Origin of the sequence: Dyadobacter sp. CY327 (genome assembly GCF_021390415.1) — a bacterium.
Taxonomy (GTDB): domain Bacteria; phylum Bacteroidota; class Bacteroidia; order Cytophagales; family Spirosomataceae; genus Dyadobacter; species Dyadobacter chenhuakuii.
The window spans coordinates 214,972-234,736 of sequence record NZ_JAJUXJ010000005.1 but is presented as its reverse complement, the minus strand read 5'-3'; the positions used below and the strand labels follow the sequence as shown (position 1 = coordinate 234,736).

Sequence of the window (19,765 nt, the reverse complement as noted above, 5' to 3'; positions counted from 1 at the left end):
TGGCTGAATGTGTTTTGTGAATTATAATTTCTGGAGAATCATCAACCCATCCCGGATAGGAAGCAGAATGTTGGAAACGCGGCTGCCGTCGTGAACCATCTTGTTGAAGTCCAGTAACGCTTGAGTATCCTTGTCAATTTTGATATCGTCCTGAATTACCTTGCCGCTCCAAAGTACGTTATCGGCAATTAAAAAACCTCCAGTCCGCACTTTTTCTATGCAAAGATTGAAGTAATTCGTGTAGTTGATCTTGTCGGCGTCGATAAAGACCAGGTCAAAAGTCCCGTTCAGTGTTGGTATAATGTCGGTTGCTTTACCAATCTGGTAATCAATCGAATCGGCGAAAGGAGAATGGGCGAAAAAGCGGCGCGTGAAAGTTTCCAGCTCTTCATTAATGTCGATGGTGATCAGCTTACCGCCTGCATTCAGTCCTTCGCAGAGACATAACGCAGAATATCCTGTATAAGTACCGATCTCGAGAATGTTGTCCGGACGGATCATCCGGGATATCATCGACAAAAACCTGCCTTGAAGATGCCCGGACAGCATACGCGGATTTAGAATGTTTGCATGCGTCTCCCGATTCAAAGACTTCAGCAATGCACTCTCATCCTCCGTATGTGCTAGGGAATACGCCTCAATTTCCTCTGCCAGAAACTTCATCTTATCTTAATGCTTGACTAAACGCAATGTGACCGTGAAATCAGACATTGGCAACAATGCGCTCCAGATAGGTTCCATAACCACTTTTAACCAATGGTTTGGCGATTTCACGCAATTGTTCTGCATTGATAAAGCCCATCCGGTAAGCGATCTCCTCAATGCAGCCCACTTTCAAGCCCTGGCGCTCTTCGATCACCTGGACGAACTGTCCGGCTTGCATCAATGACTGGAATGTTCCCGTATCGAGCCAGGCAGTCCCGCGGTTCAAAACGCCAACTTTCAATTTGCCGCGTTCCAGGTAAACCCGGTTAACGTCTGTAATTTCCAGCTCGCCACGTGGGGAAGGAGGGATCGTTTTGGCGATTTCCACCACATCATTATCATAGAAATAAAGGCCCGGAACCGCGTAATTGGATTTAGGAGCTTCCGGTTTTTCTTCGATCGAAAGCACATTATTGGCCTTATCAAATTCCACAACGCCATAGCGCTCAGGATCATGCACCTGGTAAGCGAAAATCACGCCGCCATCCGGGTCATTGTTGGATTGAAGCAACTGTGAAAGTCCTGAACCGTAAAATATGTTGTCGCCCAAAATCAGGGCAACTTTATCATTTCCAATAAAATCTTCACCGATAATGAATGCCTGAGCAAGTCCGTCCGGGCTTGGCTGCACGGCATAGGTAAATTCGCAACCCAGGCGGCTGCCATCTCCTAATAATTTCTCAAAATGCGGCAGATCGTGGGGTGTTGAAATGATCAGTATTTCACGGATCCCCGCCAACATCAAAATTGATAACGGATAGTATATCATTGGTTTATCATAAACAGGCATAAGCTGTTTACTAACTGCCAATGTCAATGGGTGCAAACGGGTCCCGGATCCACCGGCCAGAATAATTCCTTTCATTATGAGATCGTTGGTAAGCGTAAATTAATGAGTTGTCCCTGCTGACTACGCGTCTGGGTGAACTATCTGTCCGAATACATTTCGGTGTAATATTTCTGGTAATTGCCCGAAGTGACGTTATTGAGCCATTCCTGGTTGCTCAGATACCAATCTACGGTCCTTTCAAGTCCTTCTTCAAATTGCAGCGAAGGTTTCCAGCCAAGTTCGTTAGAGAGTTTGGTGGCGTCGATCGCGTAGCGCAGGTCATGGCCGGCGCGGTCTGTCACGTAAGTGATCAATTTTTCGGTTTCCCCTTTCTCGCGGCCCAGTTTCTGATCCATAATGCTGCAAAGCAACAGGACAAGGTCCAGGTTTTTCCATTCGTTATGGCCGCCGATGTTGTAGGTTTCGCCGTTTTTGCCATCATGGAAAATCACGTCAATAGCAATGGCGTGGTCTTCTACAAAAAGCCAATCGCGGATATTTTCGCCTTTTCCATAAACAGGAAGTGGTTTTTGCTGAATAATGTTGTGGATCATCAGCGGGATCAGCTTCTCTGGGAAATGGTTTGGTCCGTAGTTGTTGGAGCAATTGGAAATAACAACCGGCAATTTATAAGTATTGTGGTAAGCCCTTACAAAATGGTCCGAAGAAGCCTTCGAGGCCGAATAAGGCGAACGCGGATCGTAACTTGTTGTTTCAGTAAAGAATGTGCCCGGATCGTGCAATTCACCATAAACTTCGTCCGTAGAGACATGGTAAAAACGACGGTCTGTGAAATCATCTTTCCATGCTTTTTTGGCCGCATTCAAAAGATTTACGGTTCCCACCACATTGGTCATAACAAATGACATCGGATCGGAAATAGACCGGTCCACATGTGATTCAGCCGCTAAGTGAACAATGCCATGAAAATCATTTTCACTAATGAGCTTGTCAATGAATTCAGCATCAACAATGTCGCCTTTTACAAATGTGTAGTTAGGCGCATTTTCAATGTCTTTTATATTTTCAAGGTTACCCGCGTAGGTCAGGGCGTCGAGGTTGTATATATGATAATCCGGATGAAAGTTTACAAAACGGCGCACTACGTGTGAACCAATAAAACCTGCACCACCTGTGATTAAGATCTTTTTCATTGTTGAGCTGTTATTTTTAGTTGCCAATTCCATGCGTCTTTCAAAGCATCCGCCATGGTTTTTTCGGCATGCCATTTCATTACATTATTCACTTTATCAGACTGCGCGTAGATTTTTTCAACATCTCCTTCGCGGCGTGGCCCGATGGTATAATTCAGTTTCACACCATTCACTTCTTCAAATGTGTTGATCAGATCAAGAACCGTGTAACCTTCTCCTGTTCCAACATTGAAGACATCATAGTAGTCTGTTTCTTGTTGTTCATCCAAAAGTTCAAGTGCTTTCACGTGCGCTTTTGCAAGATCTACAACATGGATAAAATCGCGGATGCAAGTTCCGTCCGCCGTGTCGTAATCATTTCCAAAAACGGTAAGTGACTTGCGAAGTCCGGCGGCAGTTTGCGTAATAAACGGCACCAGATTGCTCGGAACACCATTCGGAAGCTCGCCGATCAAGGATGATTCATGCGCGCCGATGGGATTGAAATAACGAAGTGAGATTGCTTTTACACCGGATTTGGCATACACATAATCGCGGATAATGTCTTCTCCGATTGCCTTGGTGTTACCGTAAGGTGAATTGGCAGGTTTGCGGGGCGTGTTTTCAGTTACCGGGATCGCATCTGGCTGACCGTAAACTGTACACGATGAAGAGAATACGAAATTGGGCACTTTAAATTCCTGAGCCGCACGCAATAGAACAAGCAGGGAAATCAGGTTGTTTTCGTAATAATTAAGCGGCTTTTCAACCGACTCACCAACGGCCTTATAAGCAGCAAAGTGAATGATGCCGTCAAATTTCTCTTTTTCAAACAGCGCCTTGATCTTTTCAGAATCATTGCAATCGATTTCATAAAACGGAAAATCCTTGCCGGTAATTTTTTTTATCCCTTCCAGAACGCCGAGATTTGAATTGTAGAGATTGTCGACGATGACTGGCTCAAATCCTGCTTTATCTAGTTCAACAACAGTGTGAGAACCAATAAAGCCGGCTCCTCCCGTAACAAGAATTTTCATGTGCTCTTTGCTTAATTAAAAAAAATATTGTGGTATAGATGGTGGAAAAATAGAATCTGAACATTCAAAATCTGCTCCGTTAGCCAGCTTTTTTTCCGGGCAAAAGTAGAAAATTTGATGTCCATAAAAAAAAAATGTTTTTATTTATCCGTTGGTTGTTAAATGCAGATTTGAGGAAAATGAACCAGAGAGAAATTAAAGCACTGATATCCTTGCTTGATGACGAAGATCATGAAGTGAGCCAGCATGTGGAGGGGAAAATCTTGTCGTTGGGTGGCAATGTCATACCATTTCTCGAAACCGAGTGGGAGGAAAGCTTCAACCCGATTCTGCAGCGTAAAATAGAAGAGTTGATACACGAATTGCAGCTGAGCATCATGATTGAGCGCTTGCAATCGTGGAAAAATGGCGGTGCGCTGGATTTGCTGGAAGGAATGTGGATCATTTCGACTTACCATTATCCGGACCTTTCCATGGAAAAACTCCGGACCACGATTGAACAGCTTTATTACGACATATGGATCCAGTTTCAGGAAGAAATGAATGCTGTGGACCAGATCAAGCGTATTAACAGCATCTTTTTTGGGGTGATGAACTTCGCGGCGAATACCAAGAACTTTCACTCACCTTCCAATTCTATGGTTAATGTTGTGCTGGAAAGCCGGAGGGGAAACCCGATCACATTGTGCGTTATCTATCTTTTAATAGCCAGAAAGCTGGGAATGCCTGTTTATGGCGTGAACCTGCCGAATCTATTCGTGCTGACTTACAAAAACGACAAGACGCAGTTTTATATCAATGTCTTTAACAGGGGAATTATTTTTTCCAAAACAGACATTGACCATTATATCGCGCAGCTTAATATTAAGTCAAAGGAAATATTTTACCAGCCTTGCACAAACCTCGAAATTGTGCAGCGGGTGTTGCGTAACTTGATTTTATCATACGAAAAAACGAGTGAGCAGGATAAAATAAAGGAAATTGAGAAGATCCTGAAATCCACATTGGACGATATGCCTGATTTGTAGGCTATAATGCAATGGCCAGGCAATGTTGATCAAACCACCTGACAGTTATATTTGCCTCGATATCCCTGCCCAGATCTGTCAGCTTGCCCTTTAATAGTAGTGCGTCTTTGTCAAAAGGTTCTATATAAATGGAATCTTTGAAACTGACCTTTTTCTTGCCATATAACTTATATAGCGCCTCTTTTGCACACCAATACATGCATAGGAGTGCAATTTCATCGCCGGCATGCTCAAATTCCGGTTGAGATAGATATTTTTTGGATGTGCGCTGCAGTTTCGCATCCATTTTCTCCATATCAATGCCTACAGCCGCAGGCGGATTGATGGCAACGGCAACAAAATCGTTGGTATGGGTGATGGAAATGTGCGAATCGTTATCGATCAGGAACGCCTTGCCGTGCTCATCCTTGTAAGTCCCGATGTAATTAATGTCAAATTGTTCAGCAATAATCTTGATCAGCAGCCTGCTGGCCAGCCACTCACGCAATTTTTGCGGATGCGTGATCGCTGAAAGTTCATCCGCATTATAGGCATAACCCAGCGTTTCTTTGAGCTCCGTTTCAGTTTCGGTAAGCTCCCAAAGCAGCAGCGTACTGGACTCTTCGATCATTTCGGAATGAACGAGCGGCATAATTATTCTGTTTACAATTTCTATTTTTGACGCTCAATCCCCTATCGCAAGTAAAGCATGAACATTCGCAAAGTAGATACTTTTTCCGGTCATAGAGACAGTGTTTATACAATTATTTCTGACAACACTTCTCATGGCTTTTACTCTGCTGGCGGCGATGGTTTTGTAATTCAATGGGATCTTAATAAACCCGACCTGGGAAATCTCGTCGCCCGCGTGGGGGTGTCGGTATATGCATTAGGTCTTGAAAAAGAAAACAATGCACTTTGGATCGGGCAGAATTACGAAGGCATCCAGGTGCTCGACATTGCTGAAAACAAGATTGAAAAAACCTCAAAGATCACCACAGCGCCTATTTTTGACATTCAGTTTTTTGACAACAAAGCATTGATTGCATTGGGCGACGGTGTAATTGTGGTCATGGACATTGCTTCTTTTGCGGTTCAAAAGCACATTAAAGTCTCCGGCAAGAGCATCCGGACCATTGCAATCAACCATGAAACACGTGATTTTGCGGTCGGTGACAGCGATTTTAATGTCAATATCTTCGATTTAGACGGTTTTGTGTTAAAAAAGACGATCCAATCGCATGGTAACTCAGTATTTTCCGTTAAGTATTCACCGGACGGCAAATATCTCTTTACAACGGGCCGGGACGCACACATCAAAATATGGGACGTAAATGACGCCTATGGGATGGTTTTAGACATTCCGGCACATTTATATGCGGTCAACGACATTAGTTTCAGCCCCGACCGCACATTATTCGCCTCCTGCAGCATGGACAAATCGGTAAAGGTTTGGGATGCTGTTACTTTTAAACTCAAAAAGATCATTGACCGTGCCAGGCATGCGGGGCATGGGACTTCGGTTAACAAACTGCTCTGGACGAGCTATGAAAACCAGTTGATTTCATGCAGCGACGACCGGATGATTTCGGTTTGGGAAGTGGCTGAATAGTATACTTATAATATGGGATTATTGGTAAATACTTTGAAAAATGATCCATATATCTTTAACTTACACGACCGTTTTTAACTAAGTAACAAAGCATAGATTGCATCATGAAAATATCCGCTATAGACATACGCAAGCACACTTTTGAAAAGATTTTCAGAGGTTATGACCCGGACGAAGTAGATGCTTTTCTTAATTCGTTGTCCCAGGAATGGGAGCGTTTTTCAAGCGAAAACAGTCTTTTGAAAATGCAGCTTGAATATGCTGAGAAGGAGCTTAGCAAGCTAAAAGACATTGAATCTACACTGTTCAGAACATTAAAAGCGGCAGAAGACACCAGCAAGCTGATTGAAAAAGAAGCCAATGAAAATGCTGAAAAACGAATTGAAGAATCCCGGACAACTGCCAATGATCTGGTAAGCGAAGCCGAAAACAGGACGAACCTGATCATCCGTGAAACGGAGGACAGGCTGAAACGTTTCAAAGAAGATTTCGCTGCCGAGGTGAAGTTGCAGGAACGTGATTTCCGTGCGATAGAGAATTTCAGGGATAACCTGATTGTGCAGCTTTCTTCACTGGCCAACAACACCATTGAAACGGTGGAAAGGTTTGAGCAGAAATATGATAAGCAGTCCGTTTTAAATAAAATGGAAGAGATCAAGCAGCATATTTCTGAAATTGAAATTCCTAAGAAAGCTTCGTTCCTGACTGAACCAAGAGTTGTTCCACAATTGGAAGAAGCGTCAAAAACAGAGGCGGAAGTGGTTTTGCAGGATGACGAACCTGAGGTGTTATTTGAAGTTGTTGATGCGGAGGATGAAGTCGTGGTGGATGAGGAAGAAGAATTTGTTCCGCAAATAGCCTATGAAGACGAGGAACCGGAAATGTTGAATGAAGTCGTTGAAGTAGAGCCGGAAGCTTTCTCGGAACCGGAGCCTGTTGAAGAGGAAATTGCATACAGCTTAAAAGAAGAGCCAAGAACCGCAGCTGAGGATTCGGCAGCAGCATTAGCTGAGCTGCAACGCACAGCCCGCGAGCGCGAAGCGGAGCTAAACAGAGAAACGGAGAGAGTAAGGGAAAACGAGCGGGTTAGAGAAAATACGCCGGTTAATCGTCCACGCGTTCCTGAAAACCAGCCGAAGAAAACCGGAGGTTCATTTTTTGATCAAATCTAGAATACATTGGGAACAATAAGCCTTGAAGGTCTGGAGTTCTTTGCATACCACGGCTATTATCCTGAGGAGCAACGAATTGGAAATAAATATGCATTAGACATCATCATTACAGCCGACTTCATCAAGGCTGCACAAGAAGATAAGCTAAGCGAAACAGTGAACTACGAAACGATCTACCAAATCGCGTCAAAAGTAATGAAAGAACCAGCCAAGCTGCTGGAACACATCGGTTTTACAGTTATTGAAAAAATAAGGGAGCATTACCCGGTTGTAGCCAACATCACAGTCCGGGTATCCAAGTTCAATCCCCCGGTAGGAGGAGTTTGTACCAGAGCGATGATTACTATGGAAGGGTAGGGTAATATGACCCTGTCATGCTAAGCGTAGTTAAAGCCCTGGCAGCCTGAGCGTGACATCAAGCCCCTGTCAGCCTGAGCGGAGCCGAAGACGCGTTACCAAGGAGTAGCGTGCCTTCGACTCCGCTCAGCATGACAGGGGATATTAATTAATACTCATGCGGCAGCGGCACATTGATTCGCTCATTCCAAGGCAACCCATGCTGGTTTAGCAAGTCCATAAATGGATCCGGGTTAAGCTCTTCTACATTGTAAACGCCTGGCTTCATCCATTCTTCGTTGGTCAGCATCAGCATTGCGCCGATCATGGCTGGGACGCCGGTGGTGTAACTTACTGCTTGTGCGCGCACTTCGCGATAGCATTCGGCGTGGTCGCAGTTGTTCCAGACGTAATAGGTTTTTTCTTCACCGCCTTCGATGCCTTTGATCTGGCAACCGATGGATGTTTGGCCTGAATAATTTTCTCCCAACGAATCCGGTGCCGGAAGCACAGCTTTAAGGAATTCAAGCGGGACAATGTCCATGCCATTGAATTTGATGGGCTTAATGCTTGTCATACCCACATTTTCAAGCACATTTAAATGCGTGATATAAGCTTGGCCGAATGTCATCCAGAAACGCGCGCGCTTCAATGTCGGGAAGTTTTTTACAAGGGATTCCAGTTCTTCATGGTAAAGCACATAGCTCTCTTTCGGTCCGATTCCCGGATATTCGATAGGCTTGTGAATGGACATAGCGGGAATTTCAATCCACTCGCCATTTTCCCAGTAACGACCTGGCTGGGTAATCTCACGGATGTTGATCTCCGGATTGAAGTTCGTTGCAAACGCTTTCCCGTGATCGCCGGCATTACAGTCGATGATGTCCAGGTAATGCATTTCATCAAAATGATGTTTATTGGCATATGCAGTGAAAACCTGCGTTACGCCCGGATCGAAGCCGCAGCCTAAAACGGCCATTAAACCAGCCTCTTTAAATCTTTCCTGATAAGCCCATTGCCAGCTGTATTCAAATTTGGCAACATCTTTTGGCTCATAATTGGCTGTGTCCAGATAATGTACACCCGTTGCCAGACATGCCTCCATAATCGTCAGATCCTGATAAGGCAAGGCAACATTAATCAGTAACTTTGGTTGAAAACGTTTGATCAGAAGCACTGTTTCTGCAACGATATCTGCATCAACTTGTGCCGTTTGAATGTTGACACCGTGCATTTCCTGAATTTCAGCAGCGATTTTATCGCACTTCGATTTGGTACGGCTGGCCAGCATAATTTCCGTAAAAACATTGCTGTTTAGCGCACATTTATGGGCTACAACACTTCCAACCCCACCTGCACCAATGATCAGAACCTTAGACATTTTGTTTCGTTTAAGTTAAAAGACTTCCCAGGTTTTGAAACCTGGAAAGTCTTGTCGATATCCCGCAAAGATAGAATGACCGCTTAAACTTTCAATTTAAATTTCCGTTAACCAGCTTCATTATCTTGCCTTCGCCGTAATTCAGATAGTAAATCTCACCGCTCAGATCCTGGGCGAAGGAAGAAATAGCACCTTTGCTTTCAAACAGCATGGCATTGCTCTTCTTTTTATCACCATCCAGTTCCAGTGCCCAGATTCTTCCGCTGGCAAAATCGCCATATATGTATTTGCCTGCCAAACTTTTAATGGAATTTCCCCTGTAAACGTAGCCGCCGGTAATAGATCTGTCGCCATTGCTTTGGACATAATCATGGATCGGTTCGATAAGGCCCTGCCCATTGCAATTGGATGAAGGCTCGTAGCAATCCACACCTTCTTTGAGCTTCCAGCCGTAATTTCCACCTTTGGTAATGATGTCAATTTCTTCGCGCTTGTTCTGTCCTACATCCCCGGCAAAAAGGCGACCATTATCCATATCAAAGCTGATCCGCCAGGGATTCCGCAGACCATAAGCATATATTTCAGTTAGGAAACCATCATTATTCCCTACTGGATAGGGGTTATCTGCCGGAATGCCATAATTGCCTTTTCCAGTCCCGTTGACATCCACACGAAGGATTTTTCCCAGCATTGATTTACGGTTTTGCGCATTGTTTTGCGGGTCACCGCCGCTGCCGCCATCGCCTGTGGCAATGTATAAAAAGCCATCCTTACCAAATTGCATCGAGCCGGCATTGTGGTTATCGTAAGGTTGGTTGAATGTAAACAGGACCGTTTCGCTGGAAGGATCGGCGCGTTCAGCTGCGGCTGTGGAGGCTTTGTAGCGTGCTATGACGGTTTTTAAAGGATTTCCGGCCGTGTAGTTAAGATAAAAGAAGCCGTTGGTCTTGAAATCCGGATGGAAAGCCAGCCCAAGCAGACCGCGTTCTCCGCCATCCTGCACTTTGTTTTTAATATCTAAAAAAACAGCGCTGCTTGAAACAGTTGCATTGTTATGAAAAACCCTGATAACACCCGACTGCTCAACAACGAAAAAACGGGTGCTATCTCCGGGAATCTGCTTCATATCCACCGGATCTACAAATTTCAAGGCAGGGAACGCATCTTTGGTTTTAAGGGTCGTATCGGCGTTTTCGATTGTGCCGGGGTCCTCTGTAATGTCCTTGTCCTTGGAACAGGAAGTGGTTGCGACGCCTAATAACAGAAGGAAGAATATTGGAAAAGAATAAAGGCTCATGACGTTGAAGTTTATTTAACAACGTTATGAGCCTCTATTTGTTTCAGCAAAGTGTTTTAAGTCAGATGCTTCCAGATCACATCATAAACGTCTACTGCTTCGATCTGGGATTTTTCGGGAGCAGAATCCGTAACCAGGATCGGATAATATTCTTTGGGAACATGAATGCTTCCGTGCGAGCCTTTTACCAATGTTGCGTCAAGCGGGATAACGTCCATTAAGTATCTGAAACCCATTAGTTTACGTGCTAACTTATATCCGGCACGAAGCTTAATCAGCGGATTTTTTGGGTCCATAAACATTTCCACAGGATCGTAGCCAGGCTTCCGATGAATATCTACCAAATGTGCGTAATCCGGCGCCTTGGCGTCGTCAAGCCAGTAGTAATAGGTAAACCAACTGTCGGGCTTAGCCATAATAACCAGGTCGCCGGCGCGTTCGTGGTCAATATGATATGCTTTTTGTGCTTCTCTATCTAAAATCAGATCAATGCCCGGGACTTTTTTTAATGCATTGATAACCTGATCTTTCACAGATTCATCATTCAAATATATATGCGCAATCTGGTGATCCGCAGTGGCAAATGCTTTTGAAATTCCCGCGTCCAGCAATTCATACCAGCGTTCTGTCCGGACTGAAATCAAGCCTTCATTTCTTAAAATCCGGTTGATATGGATCGGGTTGCTCACCGGATTAATGCCATATTCTGAAAGTAAAATGATCTTGGCATTGCGCGCCTCGTAAAACTGGATCAGCTCCGCAACCACGTCGTCGATCTCTTTCAGCTCATTGCTGATTTTGGAAAAGTCAGGCCCGAATTTCTGTAAACAATAATCCAGGTGCGGCAGGTAAATCAGCGTTAATGTTGGATTATGCTTCTTTTCAACCCACATCGACGAGTCTGCGATCCATTTTGTAGACTTAATGTTGGCATTAGGCCCCCAAAAGTTAAAGAGTGGAAATTGCCCCAGATCTTTTTGCAGCTCATCCCGCATTTCGGGCGGATAGGCGTAACAATCGGGCGCTTTCACGCCATCTGCGTGATATTGCGGGCGCGGTGTTACCGAAAAATCGGCGGTTGAGTACATATTATACCACCAAAACATCTTCGCGCAAGTGAAATTCGGATCCAGCTTTTTGGCCGCGTCCCAGATCTTTTCCCCTTTTACAAGCTTGTTGGACTGTTTCCAGAACTTAATTTCTGAATCCTCACGATCATACCAGCCATTCCCGACAATCCCGTTTTCAGCGGGCCATTTGCCGGTAATGTAAGTGCTTTGAGATGTGGTCGTAACGGCAGGAAGAACTGGCTTAATCGGCGTTAAATGCCTGTTCTTTAAATATTTGGCAAGAAACGGAGTATGTTCACCGATCAGGTTTGCACTTAAACCTACGATGTCAATAACGACTGTTTTATTCATAACTAAGTATTTTCTTCACCCATTCAATTTCACGAACGATTGAATCGCCAATGGGTTTCTGCATATCTTCCGGCAAAACGCCCCAGGTGTATGTCTCGACTTCCAAAAATGCCGAAAAAGGCTTTTCCCGGTGAATAGCAAGTGTTTTAATGATATCGCCTTGTGTCGATTCCAGCACGCCATAGGAATGGATAAAAAGCGGAACGTGGAAATGGACGCGCCATTCTTTCTGCCTATCATTCCAGTCCGTTAATGCTTCTTTCAGGTCCGGATAATGGGTTTTCGTTTCGTCCTCATTCAAAGCCACAACCTGATGCAGGTAAACGGGCTCGTCGAATGTTTCAATCGCTTTGAGCTTGATCTCCTTTTCATTTGAAAAATTAACCTTCAACGCCGAACTCACCTGGATCCTGCCCACCTGAATTCCGACCTCATCCAGCGAAGTCAGGATTTCTTCGGGATTTTCATAACCCACCGCTGCATGACAAATGTCGTAGCAAAGCTGAATATGCTTTAAAATAATGCCCCTGCTTTCCTCGGAAGTTACATTGTATTTATTTGATAGATAAGCAGTTCCTCTTGGTAAAAGCACATCTCGATACCATTTTACAAAATCAACGGCATTGTCAAGAATGCCATCCGGTTCGGGTTCAATGTCAAGATGCAGCAGCTTGCCGGTTGTTTTTTCAATTTCGATCAGCTCGTCCAGCAATTGCAGAATGTGATCGGTTGCCTGCTCGGTAGCATTGATATTTTCCTCCATCGTTGTCCACCACAAGCGATAAGACAGCGGCGGCGTAGAAACGCCTCCATGCATTCCTTCCGGAAGCAGTTCGGAAAGAATATTAAAAAGGCGGATTGTATAGTTTAACCGATCGGTCGTTGTCCAGTCGGGTGTATGCACATTGTCCTTGACCACCGTGTTGTGGAAGCCACCATAAGGAAAGCCGTTGATCACAAAAACATACACATCCTGTTCATTAAGCCAGTTTTTGAACTCCTGCAAAACCTCCGGCTTGCTCAGTTCCACAGACGCTTCATTCGCAACGCGAAGGCCAAGGCCAAACGGCTGCCCGGGCGCCAGTTGCTCCCTGATGTATGGAATGTTGTCTTGCAGCGATTTGAAATGGTCAGCCCATTTTTCACCGGGATGAATGTTGCTACAATAAGTTAAATGTCCGTAAGGCGTGATCATAATGCATGAATGATTTTTGTTCCTTCCAGATAATCAACAGATTGTGCGATAATGTCGGCATCCAGCTCATGAACTTCGACGCCCTTTCCTATTTTTTCCAAAAGCATAATGGTAAGTCTTCCGCCCAAATGCTCACGGAACTCGTTCAGGCCATTACGCAGGTTTATTTTATCGTTTTCAGAGAGTTTTGGATGAAAAAGGTCAAAACCTAATTTTCCCAGAACATCCAGGATGCGGTTCAGTTCTGTTTCTGACAGCTTCCCGATTTTAGCAGCATAAACACAATCCAGCGCAATGCCAATCGCCACCGCTTCTCCGTGGCGCACCTGAAAACCAGTCAGAAATTCAAGCTTATGCGCTGCCCAGTGACCGAAATCCAGTGGCCGGGAAGAACCGAATTCGAAAGGATCACCGCCTGCTATATGGTCCGTGTGCATTTCTGCGCAGCGATGGATCAGGTAAGCCATAGCCGCCTCATCGCGGTTTGCCAATGCGGAAGTGTGTTCTTCTATCCATTCAAAAAATGAAGCGTCCTTAATCAATGCAACCTTGATCGCTTCCGAAACGCCGCCCCGCCAGTCGCGGTCATCCAGCGTTCTTAATAAAGTCAGATCGTTGAATACGGCAACCGGAGGCGCAAATGTGCCCAGGAAGTTCTTTTTGCCACGGAAATTGATGCTGTTTTTAACGCCGACACCAGAATCGTTTTGAGATAAAACCGTTGTCGGGATGCGGATCAGTTTAATGCCCCTGTGTGAAACAGCGGCTGCGTAACCGACCAGATCCAGTACCGCGCCGCCTCCTATGCCAATGATAAACGAGTGTCTGTCAATGCCATAAGTGTCAACCGCCTCAACAAGGCTTTCGAAAAGGGCCGGATCATTTTTACAAGCTTCACCGCCGGGCACGATAATGATTTCCGGGGCAAGCTGGATATGGGAAACCGATGCAGCAAAATAGGACTGGATCTGGTTGGATAAATCGGGATGATATTGAGCAAACCCCTCGTCCACAATCACTAACGCCTTGCGCTGGAAGCCCTGCTCGGTGTATTGGTTGAAAAAGTCTTGAAGCAAAGGGTTTTTGGTATCAAATAAATTTTCGGTAAAGAATACAGAATAATTGTATTCTACCTGGAAACGCTGTTGTATGGTTTGCATTGAAATCGACATTGAACACGCAAAAAAGAAATTTTTAACACTAAGTTACCGCAAAAACCTTTGCTAAAAGCATTGATAAGGGCAATAACGCCAAAACCAGCAATGCCAGCGGCCAAAGCCCAAAGGCAACGCACCACGAAGCATTCATCACTATAAGAGAAATAACGCCCGCCTTCACTGCCTTACCAATTAACGGCCCGACGGGATTTTGCATTGCATTCCATAAGGGCCTGAATATGAGCCAGGCATGTAATAATATAAATGGTAATGTGTACAGCAGGTTGCCATGCTCATTAGCGAATTGTAACTGGGCAAACAGCACGATCATATATAAGAGCGCCGCAATGTAAAGCGTCGTTTTCTTGCCGCCGTGCACCTCATCCTGGCTGATCAGCGTGATAGCACCAATGTATAAGATTGGAAAAATGGCAATCCAGGACCATTGCTGCAACGATTCGGGTAGCACACTCATACCTAAAATCAGGTTGCCACCGCGGCACATGCCCATTGTTAATGGTCCTAAAATCCGGCTATGCTTCGCGAAACGGTTGTAAATCACGGTTAGCAATGCCACCACAATGGCGATCATCCCGCTTAATGCACTAAACATTGTAGCAGCGAGCACGCCAAGGAAAAGCAATGTTAAACCCATCATCGTCGCTGATCTCAGCGGCACTTTTCCGCTCGGGATAGGACGCTCGGGACGCTCGACGGCATCGAGCTTGGCGTCGAAAACATCGTTCATCACCACGCCGCCGCCGTACAAACCCATGGTTGAAATGAGCAGCAGGGCAGGGTTGTAATCTGAAAAAGTAAATTGTACAATGGCCATTCCCGCAAAAATGTCGGTGAATGCGGTTACAACATTAGCAGGACGGGTTAGCTGCAGATAGGGTTTTATGCTGCTCACTTTAATTAATAACTAATGAATCTTTGGCCGGCACAGGTTGCTGTCCGCCTCTCAAAATGCTGTTTCCATGAAACTTTTCAGTATGGTCAATGGCATAACCCGACTCGAAATCAGTCACATCGATCTGTCCGCTTTTGCCAAATGCATCAATCGCATTTTGGTAAGTAACAAGGCGAATTGTTTCATCTGAAATGCCACGCATTTTCATCAATGCAGCCGTCTTAGGAATGGCCAGCGGATCTGAAATGCCCCAGTCAGCCGCCGAATTGACCATAATACGCTCAGGACCATATTGTTCCACTACTTTTACCATCCGCTCATTGCCCATTTTGGTAAAAGGATAAATGGTAAATGCTGCCCAAAAACCTTTGTCCAGCACACTTTTAACCGTTTCTTCATTATTGTGATCCACGATCACCCACGAAGGGTCGATGCCGTGTTCCAATGCAATGGCCATGCTGCGTTCCGTTCCTTTTTTCTTGTCGCGGTGCGGCGTGTGGATCTGCACGGGAAGCTTGGCTTTTTTTGCAAGTTCCAGCTGCAAACGGTAATATTTTTCTTCGGCGGGCGTCTGGTCGTCAAAACCAATTTCACCCACGCCTACGACGCCCTCTTTGTAAATGTATAAGGGCAGAATTTCCATCACCTGCTCAGCCAGCGGCTCATTGTTCGCCTCCCGGGAGTTAAGCCCCATCGTGCAATAATGTTTAATGCCAAACTGCGAAGAGCGGAATCTTTCCCAGCCAACGAGGCTGCTGTAATAATCTTTAAAGCTCGAAAGCCCCGTACGCGGCTGCCCGACCCAGAATGCAGGCTCGATCAATGCCACAATGCCGGCTTGATGCATGGCCTGGTAATCATCGGTTGTTCGCGAAACCATGTGGATATGCGGGTCAAAAAAGCGCATTCCTTTGATCAGGTCTTTGTAGTCATTCCAGGCAATGTCGCGGTGCGCGGGTGTTGCCGTTTCTTCGCTGTCTTCAAAATGCGAAGGATTGGGTGCTATATCGTTAGTGTTAAGGCACATAGGTTTAGGTGTCAGTGTTCAAGATCGGCCCAGGTAAGAGCGCCGGACTTAACCGATTTTTCAAGGTCAATATATTTTGCCAAAAGATAATGAGCCGGGGCAAGTGAGGAATCATTGCAAGCCAACGCAGCAGCTTTGCGGTCTTCAACTTGTTCCGAATCAAATAAATGCTGCATATCAGCCAGTAATGTTGTATTCATAAACCTGCCTGCCAGCCGCCAAACCTGCGCCGGAACGCTCCTTCCTGCCGCCCACCGTTCGTGCGCGAAGTCGGAAAGTGTCATTGCAAGTTTCTCGTTTGCACGATTGTCGAGGCCTTCTATGAAATGAATGGGCTTATCATTGAATATGGTTTTCAAAACCAGCTGGTTCCAGGCCAGTTCGCTGAAATGTTTCTCGGGGTAAGGGTTATGCAATGCTATGGCATCAAAAACGAAGCCCATATTAGAACGGACCGCATCGGTGGCCCTGAAAAGCCATTGGTCTGGGTAGGAAAGCACGGGTAATGCAGCATAGAGCGCCACCAGTTCATTCATTTCAGCCGTGTCGAAGAGCGTTTCAATGTTTTTGACATACTCCTCTTTGTCCGAAGGATCAAGCTGGGTAAGTAACCAAACCCTTGCAAGCCGGACCAGCGACCAGCCTTCCACCGAAAATCCGGGGATTTCGGCATTCAGCGCAAATTGCTGATCTTGATTTATGAAAATGATCTTTTTGGAAAGAAACCTGGGTGCCGCAACGAAAGCCGTCATCAAATCCATCCGGCTCGACGCAGCTCTGTTTTGTAACCATTCAGCCTCAGATTCAGAGGTGTTGAGGACGATGATATCCCAAAGATTCTGTTTTATGATATCGGACATAACGAAGCAATAAAATTCCGATTTACGCGGGTTGTGGCTTTGTAAATCACTCTTGAATGTGGGTTATATTAATGATAAAGTTTTTTTTAACTATAAAGTTTCCCTTCACCGGGTTATAACGCTTTCCCGCTTTTAAAAAGACGTATGAGAAGGGTTTTTATATGTGTTTTTAATTAAAATCTAATGTTCCCGCTCTTGCTGGAAACGGATCAGAAATCGAATTCAATGATCCCCTGGTCATTCAGCAAATGATGCGTCAGCTTATCGTGTTTCTTTTCTGAGCCCTGTAATGTCCAGTTTCCCGTGATTTGTCCGCCGGAACGGCTCTGCGAGCCCTGAAGGATTGTCAGGTCATGCTCTTTAAACAGTTCCTCGTACAGTTTCAGCGTCTTTTTCTGGTAAGGGCATACGACTCTATAACTGCGGATCTGGCTTTTTTTGCGAATGAATTTCTGGATAGGGGCGAGGATTACCAGCGATAGCCCTGAAATAACGAATGTGGCAATGGTAACCCCGTAAAAACCAGCACCGATGCCCATTCCTATCGCCGCCGTCACCCAGACAATGGCAGCCGTTGTAATGCCTACGACCCGGTTATTTTCCCGGAAGATGATCCCGGCACCGATAAAGCCAATCCCTGTCAGAATATTCGCCGCAATTCTTCCCGCATCTGCACTGATCTTAATGGAAAGGATTGTAAACAATGTCGATCCCACCGCAATCAGGATCATGGTCCGCAGCCCCGCCGACTTACTCCGGTATTCCCGTTCCATACCGATCACAGCTCCCAGCAAAAAGGAAGCTAGCAGCTTATAAATGTCTTCGGGCAAAAACTCCATTTTCTAAAACCAAAGGTTGTTAAATAACCAAAAGCCGGAAAGACGCTAAATCTCCCGGCTTTTGATTTACTAATGCTTATTACAATGCTAGGCTGCCTCACTTCTGGTTTCAACCCAGGAGATGATTTTTTCAGCTTCGTTTAGCCCAATCGCGGCAAGTTTGGCGCTTTTGGCTCCGTCATAAGCCATGTCCAGATGGAGGACCTGGTAACTGGTCAGGAATGCATTTAATGCTTTTTTGTCGAGTTGGGAAAGATGCTGTTTGTACCAATCCACATCTTTTCGCCCTTTCCCTTTCTTGCCAAGCAAATCATCCAGCGCGACCAGAATTCCGGTGTAAGCCGTGTGACCGGCCATTTTTACGTATTTGGAATCCTGATAGTAACCGTCTTCCTTCCGTGCTTTGTCGCGAAGAATCTCTTTTGCATTGTCAATGTAGCGCTTAGCTTCCTGAATAGAACCCATGTAATGTGATGATTTTAGTGTGTTAATAACTGCACCAAATCTACAAAACAAAAAGCAATCATTTACTTGTTCATCATCTCCTCAATTTCCTCCGCTTCAATCGGAATATGTGCCATTAAATCGCGGTTACCATCTTCTGTGATGAGGATGTCATTTTCCAGGCGAATGCCTAGTCCTTCCTCGCGAATGTAAATTCCAGGCTCACATGTAAACACCATTCCAGGCTCAAAACGGCGGTATTTGTTGCCTACGTCGTGAATGTCCAGACCCAGAAAATGGGAAGTTCCGTGCGGGAAATATTTCTTGTAGGCAGGCGTTTCGGGATCTTGTTTGGCGATGTCATCTTTGGTAATCAAGCCTAACCCTATCAGTTCGCTTTCCATGATTTTGCCGACTTCCAGATGGTATTCATCCCAGATATTCCCTGCAACCAACATTCCCTTTGCCGCTTTGAAAACACGCAAAACCGCATCGTAAACGTCGCGCTGCCTTTTTGTAAAGCGGCCATTCACCGGAATGCTGCGCGTCAGATCTGCTCCGTAGTTGGCATATTCGGCCGCAACATCCAGTAAAAGCACGTCACCATCTTTGCACGGCTGGTCATTTTGAATGTAGTGCAACACACACGCATTAGCACCCGATGCTATGATCGGCTGGTAAGCAAAGCCTTTGGAACGATTGCGGACAAATTCATGGAGCAGCTCAGCCTCTATCTCAAATTCCTGAACATCAGGTTTTACGAATGTTAGTAACCGTTCGAAACCGAGTTTGGTAATGTCACATGCTTTTTGAAGCAACTCAATTTCTTTGGGCTGCTTAATAGCCCTCAGCTGGTGCATTAAAGGAGCCAGCCTTGCCAATGTATGGATAGGATATTTTTCCCTGAACTCGTTTATAAACCGTGTCTCACGCGTTTGTACCAAAGAATCGTTTCTGGTGTGTTCATTGGTATTTAAATAAACCTGATCCGCTTCAAAAACAATGTTGCGGAAAATGGTTTCGTATTGATGCGTCCAGTAAATGGTTTTGATGCCCGTTACTTCCCTGGCTTGCTCTTTGGTCAGCTTCTCTCCTTCCCAAACGGCAATAGTTTCATTGGTTTCCCTTAAAAAAAGGACTTCCCGAAGCTTTTCATCGGGATGTTCGGGAGACAGGACGAGGATTGTTTCCTCCTGGTCTACGCCGGTTAAGTAAAACAGATCCGTACTTTGCTTGAAACCCATTGTGCCGTCTGCATTCGTAGGCATAAGGTCATTGGAATTCAATATAACCAGGGATTTTGGCCTCAATAATTGGGTAAGTCGGCGGCGGTTTTCTATAAAAAGCTCCTTGCCGATGGGGGCGTAGCGCATAGGGGTTAAATTTTGTAACTGGTAATT

The 19,765-nt window shown here is 45.3% G+C and carries 20 protein-coding genes; 4 read left to right on the top strand and 16 right to left on the bottom strand.

Annotation, left to right across the window (positions count from 1 at the left end; translation table 11 throughout):
- Positions 1-21: 21 nt before the first annotated feature.
- The 4 genes from LZG74_RS14565 to galE all read right to left on the bottom strand — a co-directional run bounded on the left by LZG74_RS14565 (position 22) and on the right by galE (position 3,704).
- Positions 22-663, bottom strand: a complete 642-nt coding sequence (locus LZG74_RS14565; RefSeq protein WP_233797283.1) for an O-methyltransferase — start codon at positions 661-663, stop codon at positions 22-24.
- A gap of 40 nt (positions 664-703) precedes the next feature.
- Complete coding sequence (rfbA, locus tag LZG74_RS14560; RefSeq protein WP_233797282.1) at positions 704-1,570, bottom strand: glucose-1-phosphate thymidylyltransferase RfbA; 867 nt, start codon at positions 1,568-1,570, stop codon at positions 704-706.
- 62 nt (positions 1,571-1,632) lie between these two features.
- Positions 1,633-2,688 carry a dTDP-glucose 4,6-dehydratase gene (gene rfbB, locus LZG74_RS14555; protein WP_233797281.1) on the bottom strand — a complete coding sequence of 352 codons (1,056 nt, stop codon included), beginning with the start codon at positions 2,686-2,688 and terminating at the stop codon, positions 1,633-1,635.
- The gene (gene galE, locus LZG74_RS14550) at positions 2,685-3,704 is read right to left on the bottom strand and encodes a UDP-glucose 4-epimerase GalE (protein ID WP_233797280.1); all 1,020 of its coding nucleotides are present in this window, start codon (positions 3,702-3,704) and stop codon (positions 2,685-2,687) included. The genes rfbB and galE overlap by 4 nt, the downstream gene beginning before the upstream one ends.
- 179 nt (positions 3,705-3,883) lie before the next feature.
- On the opposite strand from galE, the gene LZG74_RS14545 reads away from it, so the two are divergent.
- Positions 3,884-4,732, top strand: coding sequence for a transglutaminase-like domain-containing protein (locus LZG74_RS14545; protein WP_233797279.1), 849 nt, complete (start codon positions 3,884-3,886; stop codon positions 4,730-4,732).
- A gap of 1 nt (position 4,733) precedes the next feature.
- Here LZG74_RS14545 and LZG74_RS14540 read toward each other — a convergent pair whose 3' ends face one another.
- A complete protein-coding gene (locus tag LZG74_RS14540; protein ID WP_233797278.1) occupies positions 4,734-5,363 on the bottom strand; it encodes a 4'-phosphopantetheinyl transferase superfamily protein in 630 nt (209 codons plus the stop codon).
- Positions 5,364-5,420: 57 nt separating this feature from the next.
- On the opposite strand from LZG74_RS14540, the gene LZG74_RS14535 reads away from it, so the two are divergent.
- The 3 genes from LZG74_RS14535 (at position 5,421) to folB (ending at position 7,852) form a co-directional block, all read left to right on the top strand.
- A complete protein-coding gene (locus LZG74_RS14535) occupies positions 5,421-6,323 on the top strand; it encodes a WD40 repeat domain-containing protein (protein WP_233797277.1) in 903 nt (300 codons plus the stop codon).
- A 104-nt stretch (positions 6,324-6,427) separates the two neighbouring features.
- Positions 6,428-7,495, top strand: a complete 1,068-nt coding sequence (locus LZG74_RS14530; RefSeq protein WP_233797276.1) for a DivIVA domain-containing protein — start codon at positions 6,428-6,430, stop codon at positions 7,493-7,495.
- 6 nt (positions 7,496-7,501) lie between these two features.
- Positions 7,502-7,852: a dihydroneopterin aldolase gene (folB, locus tag LZG74_RS14525; protein WP_082216098.1), complete on the top strand. Its 351-nt coding sequence runs from the start codon at positions 7,502-7,504 to the stop codon at positions 7,850-7,852.
- Positions 7,853-8,000: 148 nt separating this feature from the next.
- Here the strand turns inward: folB and LZG74_RS14520 are convergent, their stop codons facing one another.
- The 11 genes from LZG74_RS14520 to LZG74_RS14470 form a co-directional block, all read right to left on the bottom strand.
- A complete protein-coding gene (locus LZG74_RS14520) occupies positions 8,001-9,212 on the bottom strand; it encodes a saccharopine dehydrogenase family protein (protein WP_233797275.1) in 1,212 nt (403 codons plus the stop codon).
- Between the two features lie 91 nt (positions 9,213-9,303).
- Complete coding sequence (locus tag LZG74_RS14515; protein ID WP_233797274.1) at positions 9,304-10,509, bottom strand: sorbosone dehydrogenase family protein; 1,206 nt, start codon at positions 10,507-10,509, stop codon at positions 9,304-9,306.
- A gap of 56 nt (positions 10,510-10,565) precedes the next feature.
- A complete protein-coding gene (locus LZG74_RS14510; protein WP_233797273.1) occupies positions 10,566-11,930 on the bottom strand; it encodes an alkaline phosphatase family protein in 1,365 nt (454 codons plus the stop codon).
- Positions 11,923-13,125 (bottom strand): metabolite traffic protein EboE, encoded by a 1,203-nt coding sequence (gene eboE, locus LZG74_RS14505; protein ID WP_233797272.1) that lies wholly within the window; start codon positions 13,123-13,125, stop codon positions 11,923-11,925. The genes LZG74_RS14510 and eboE overlap by 8 nt, the downstream gene beginning before the upstream one ends.
- Entirely contained in the window at positions 13,122-14,285 is a 1,164-nt protein-coding gene (locus LZG74_RS14500) for a 3-dehydroquinate synthase (RefSeq protein ID WP_233797271.1), read from the bottom strand. The genes eboE and LZG74_RS14500 overlap by 4 nt, the downstream gene beginning before the upstream one ends.
- A gap of 40 nt (positions 14,286-14,325) precedes the next feature.
- On the bottom strand, positions 14,326-15,195 hold the full coding sequence (eboC, locus tag LZG74_RS14495; RefSeq protein WP_233797270.1) for a UbiA-like protein EboC: 870 nt from the start codon (positions 15,193-15,195) through the stop codon (positions 14,326-14,328).
- Position 15,196: 1 nt separating this feature from the next.
- A complete protein-coding gene (locus LZG74_RS14490; RefSeq protein WP_233797269.1) occupies positions 15,197-16,222 on the bottom strand; it encodes a TatD family hydrolase in 1,026 nt (341 codons plus the stop codon).
- 11 nt (positions 16,223-16,233) lie between these two features.
- Positions 16,234-17,082 carry an EboA domain-containing protein gene (locus LZG74_RS14485; RefSeq protein ID WP_233797268.1) on the bottom strand — a complete coding sequence of 283 codons (849 nt, stop codon included), beginning with the start codon at positions 17,080-17,082 and terminating at the stop codon, positions 16,234-16,236.
- Between the two features lie 209 nt (positions 17,083-17,291).
- The gene (locus LZG74_RS14480; protein WP_233797267.1) at positions 17,292-17,921 is read right to left on the bottom strand and encodes an MgtC/SapB family protein; all 630 of its coding nucleotides are present in this window, start codon (positions 17,919-17,921) and stop codon (positions 17,292-17,294) included.
- 87 nt (positions 17,922-18,008) lie between these two features.
- A complete protein-coding gene (locus LZG74_RS14475; protein ID WP_233797266.1) occupies positions 18,009-18,386 on the bottom strand; it encodes a DUF5618 family protein in 378 nt (125 codons plus the stop codon).
- Positions 18,387-18,448: 62 nt separating this feature from the next.
- Complete coding sequence (locus LZG74_RS14470) at positions 18,449-19,738, bottom strand: aminopeptidase P family protein (RefSeq protein WP_233797265.1); 1,290 nt, start codon at positions 19,736-19,738, stop codon at positions 18,449-18,451.
- Positions 19,739-19,765: the final 27 nt, after the last annotated feature.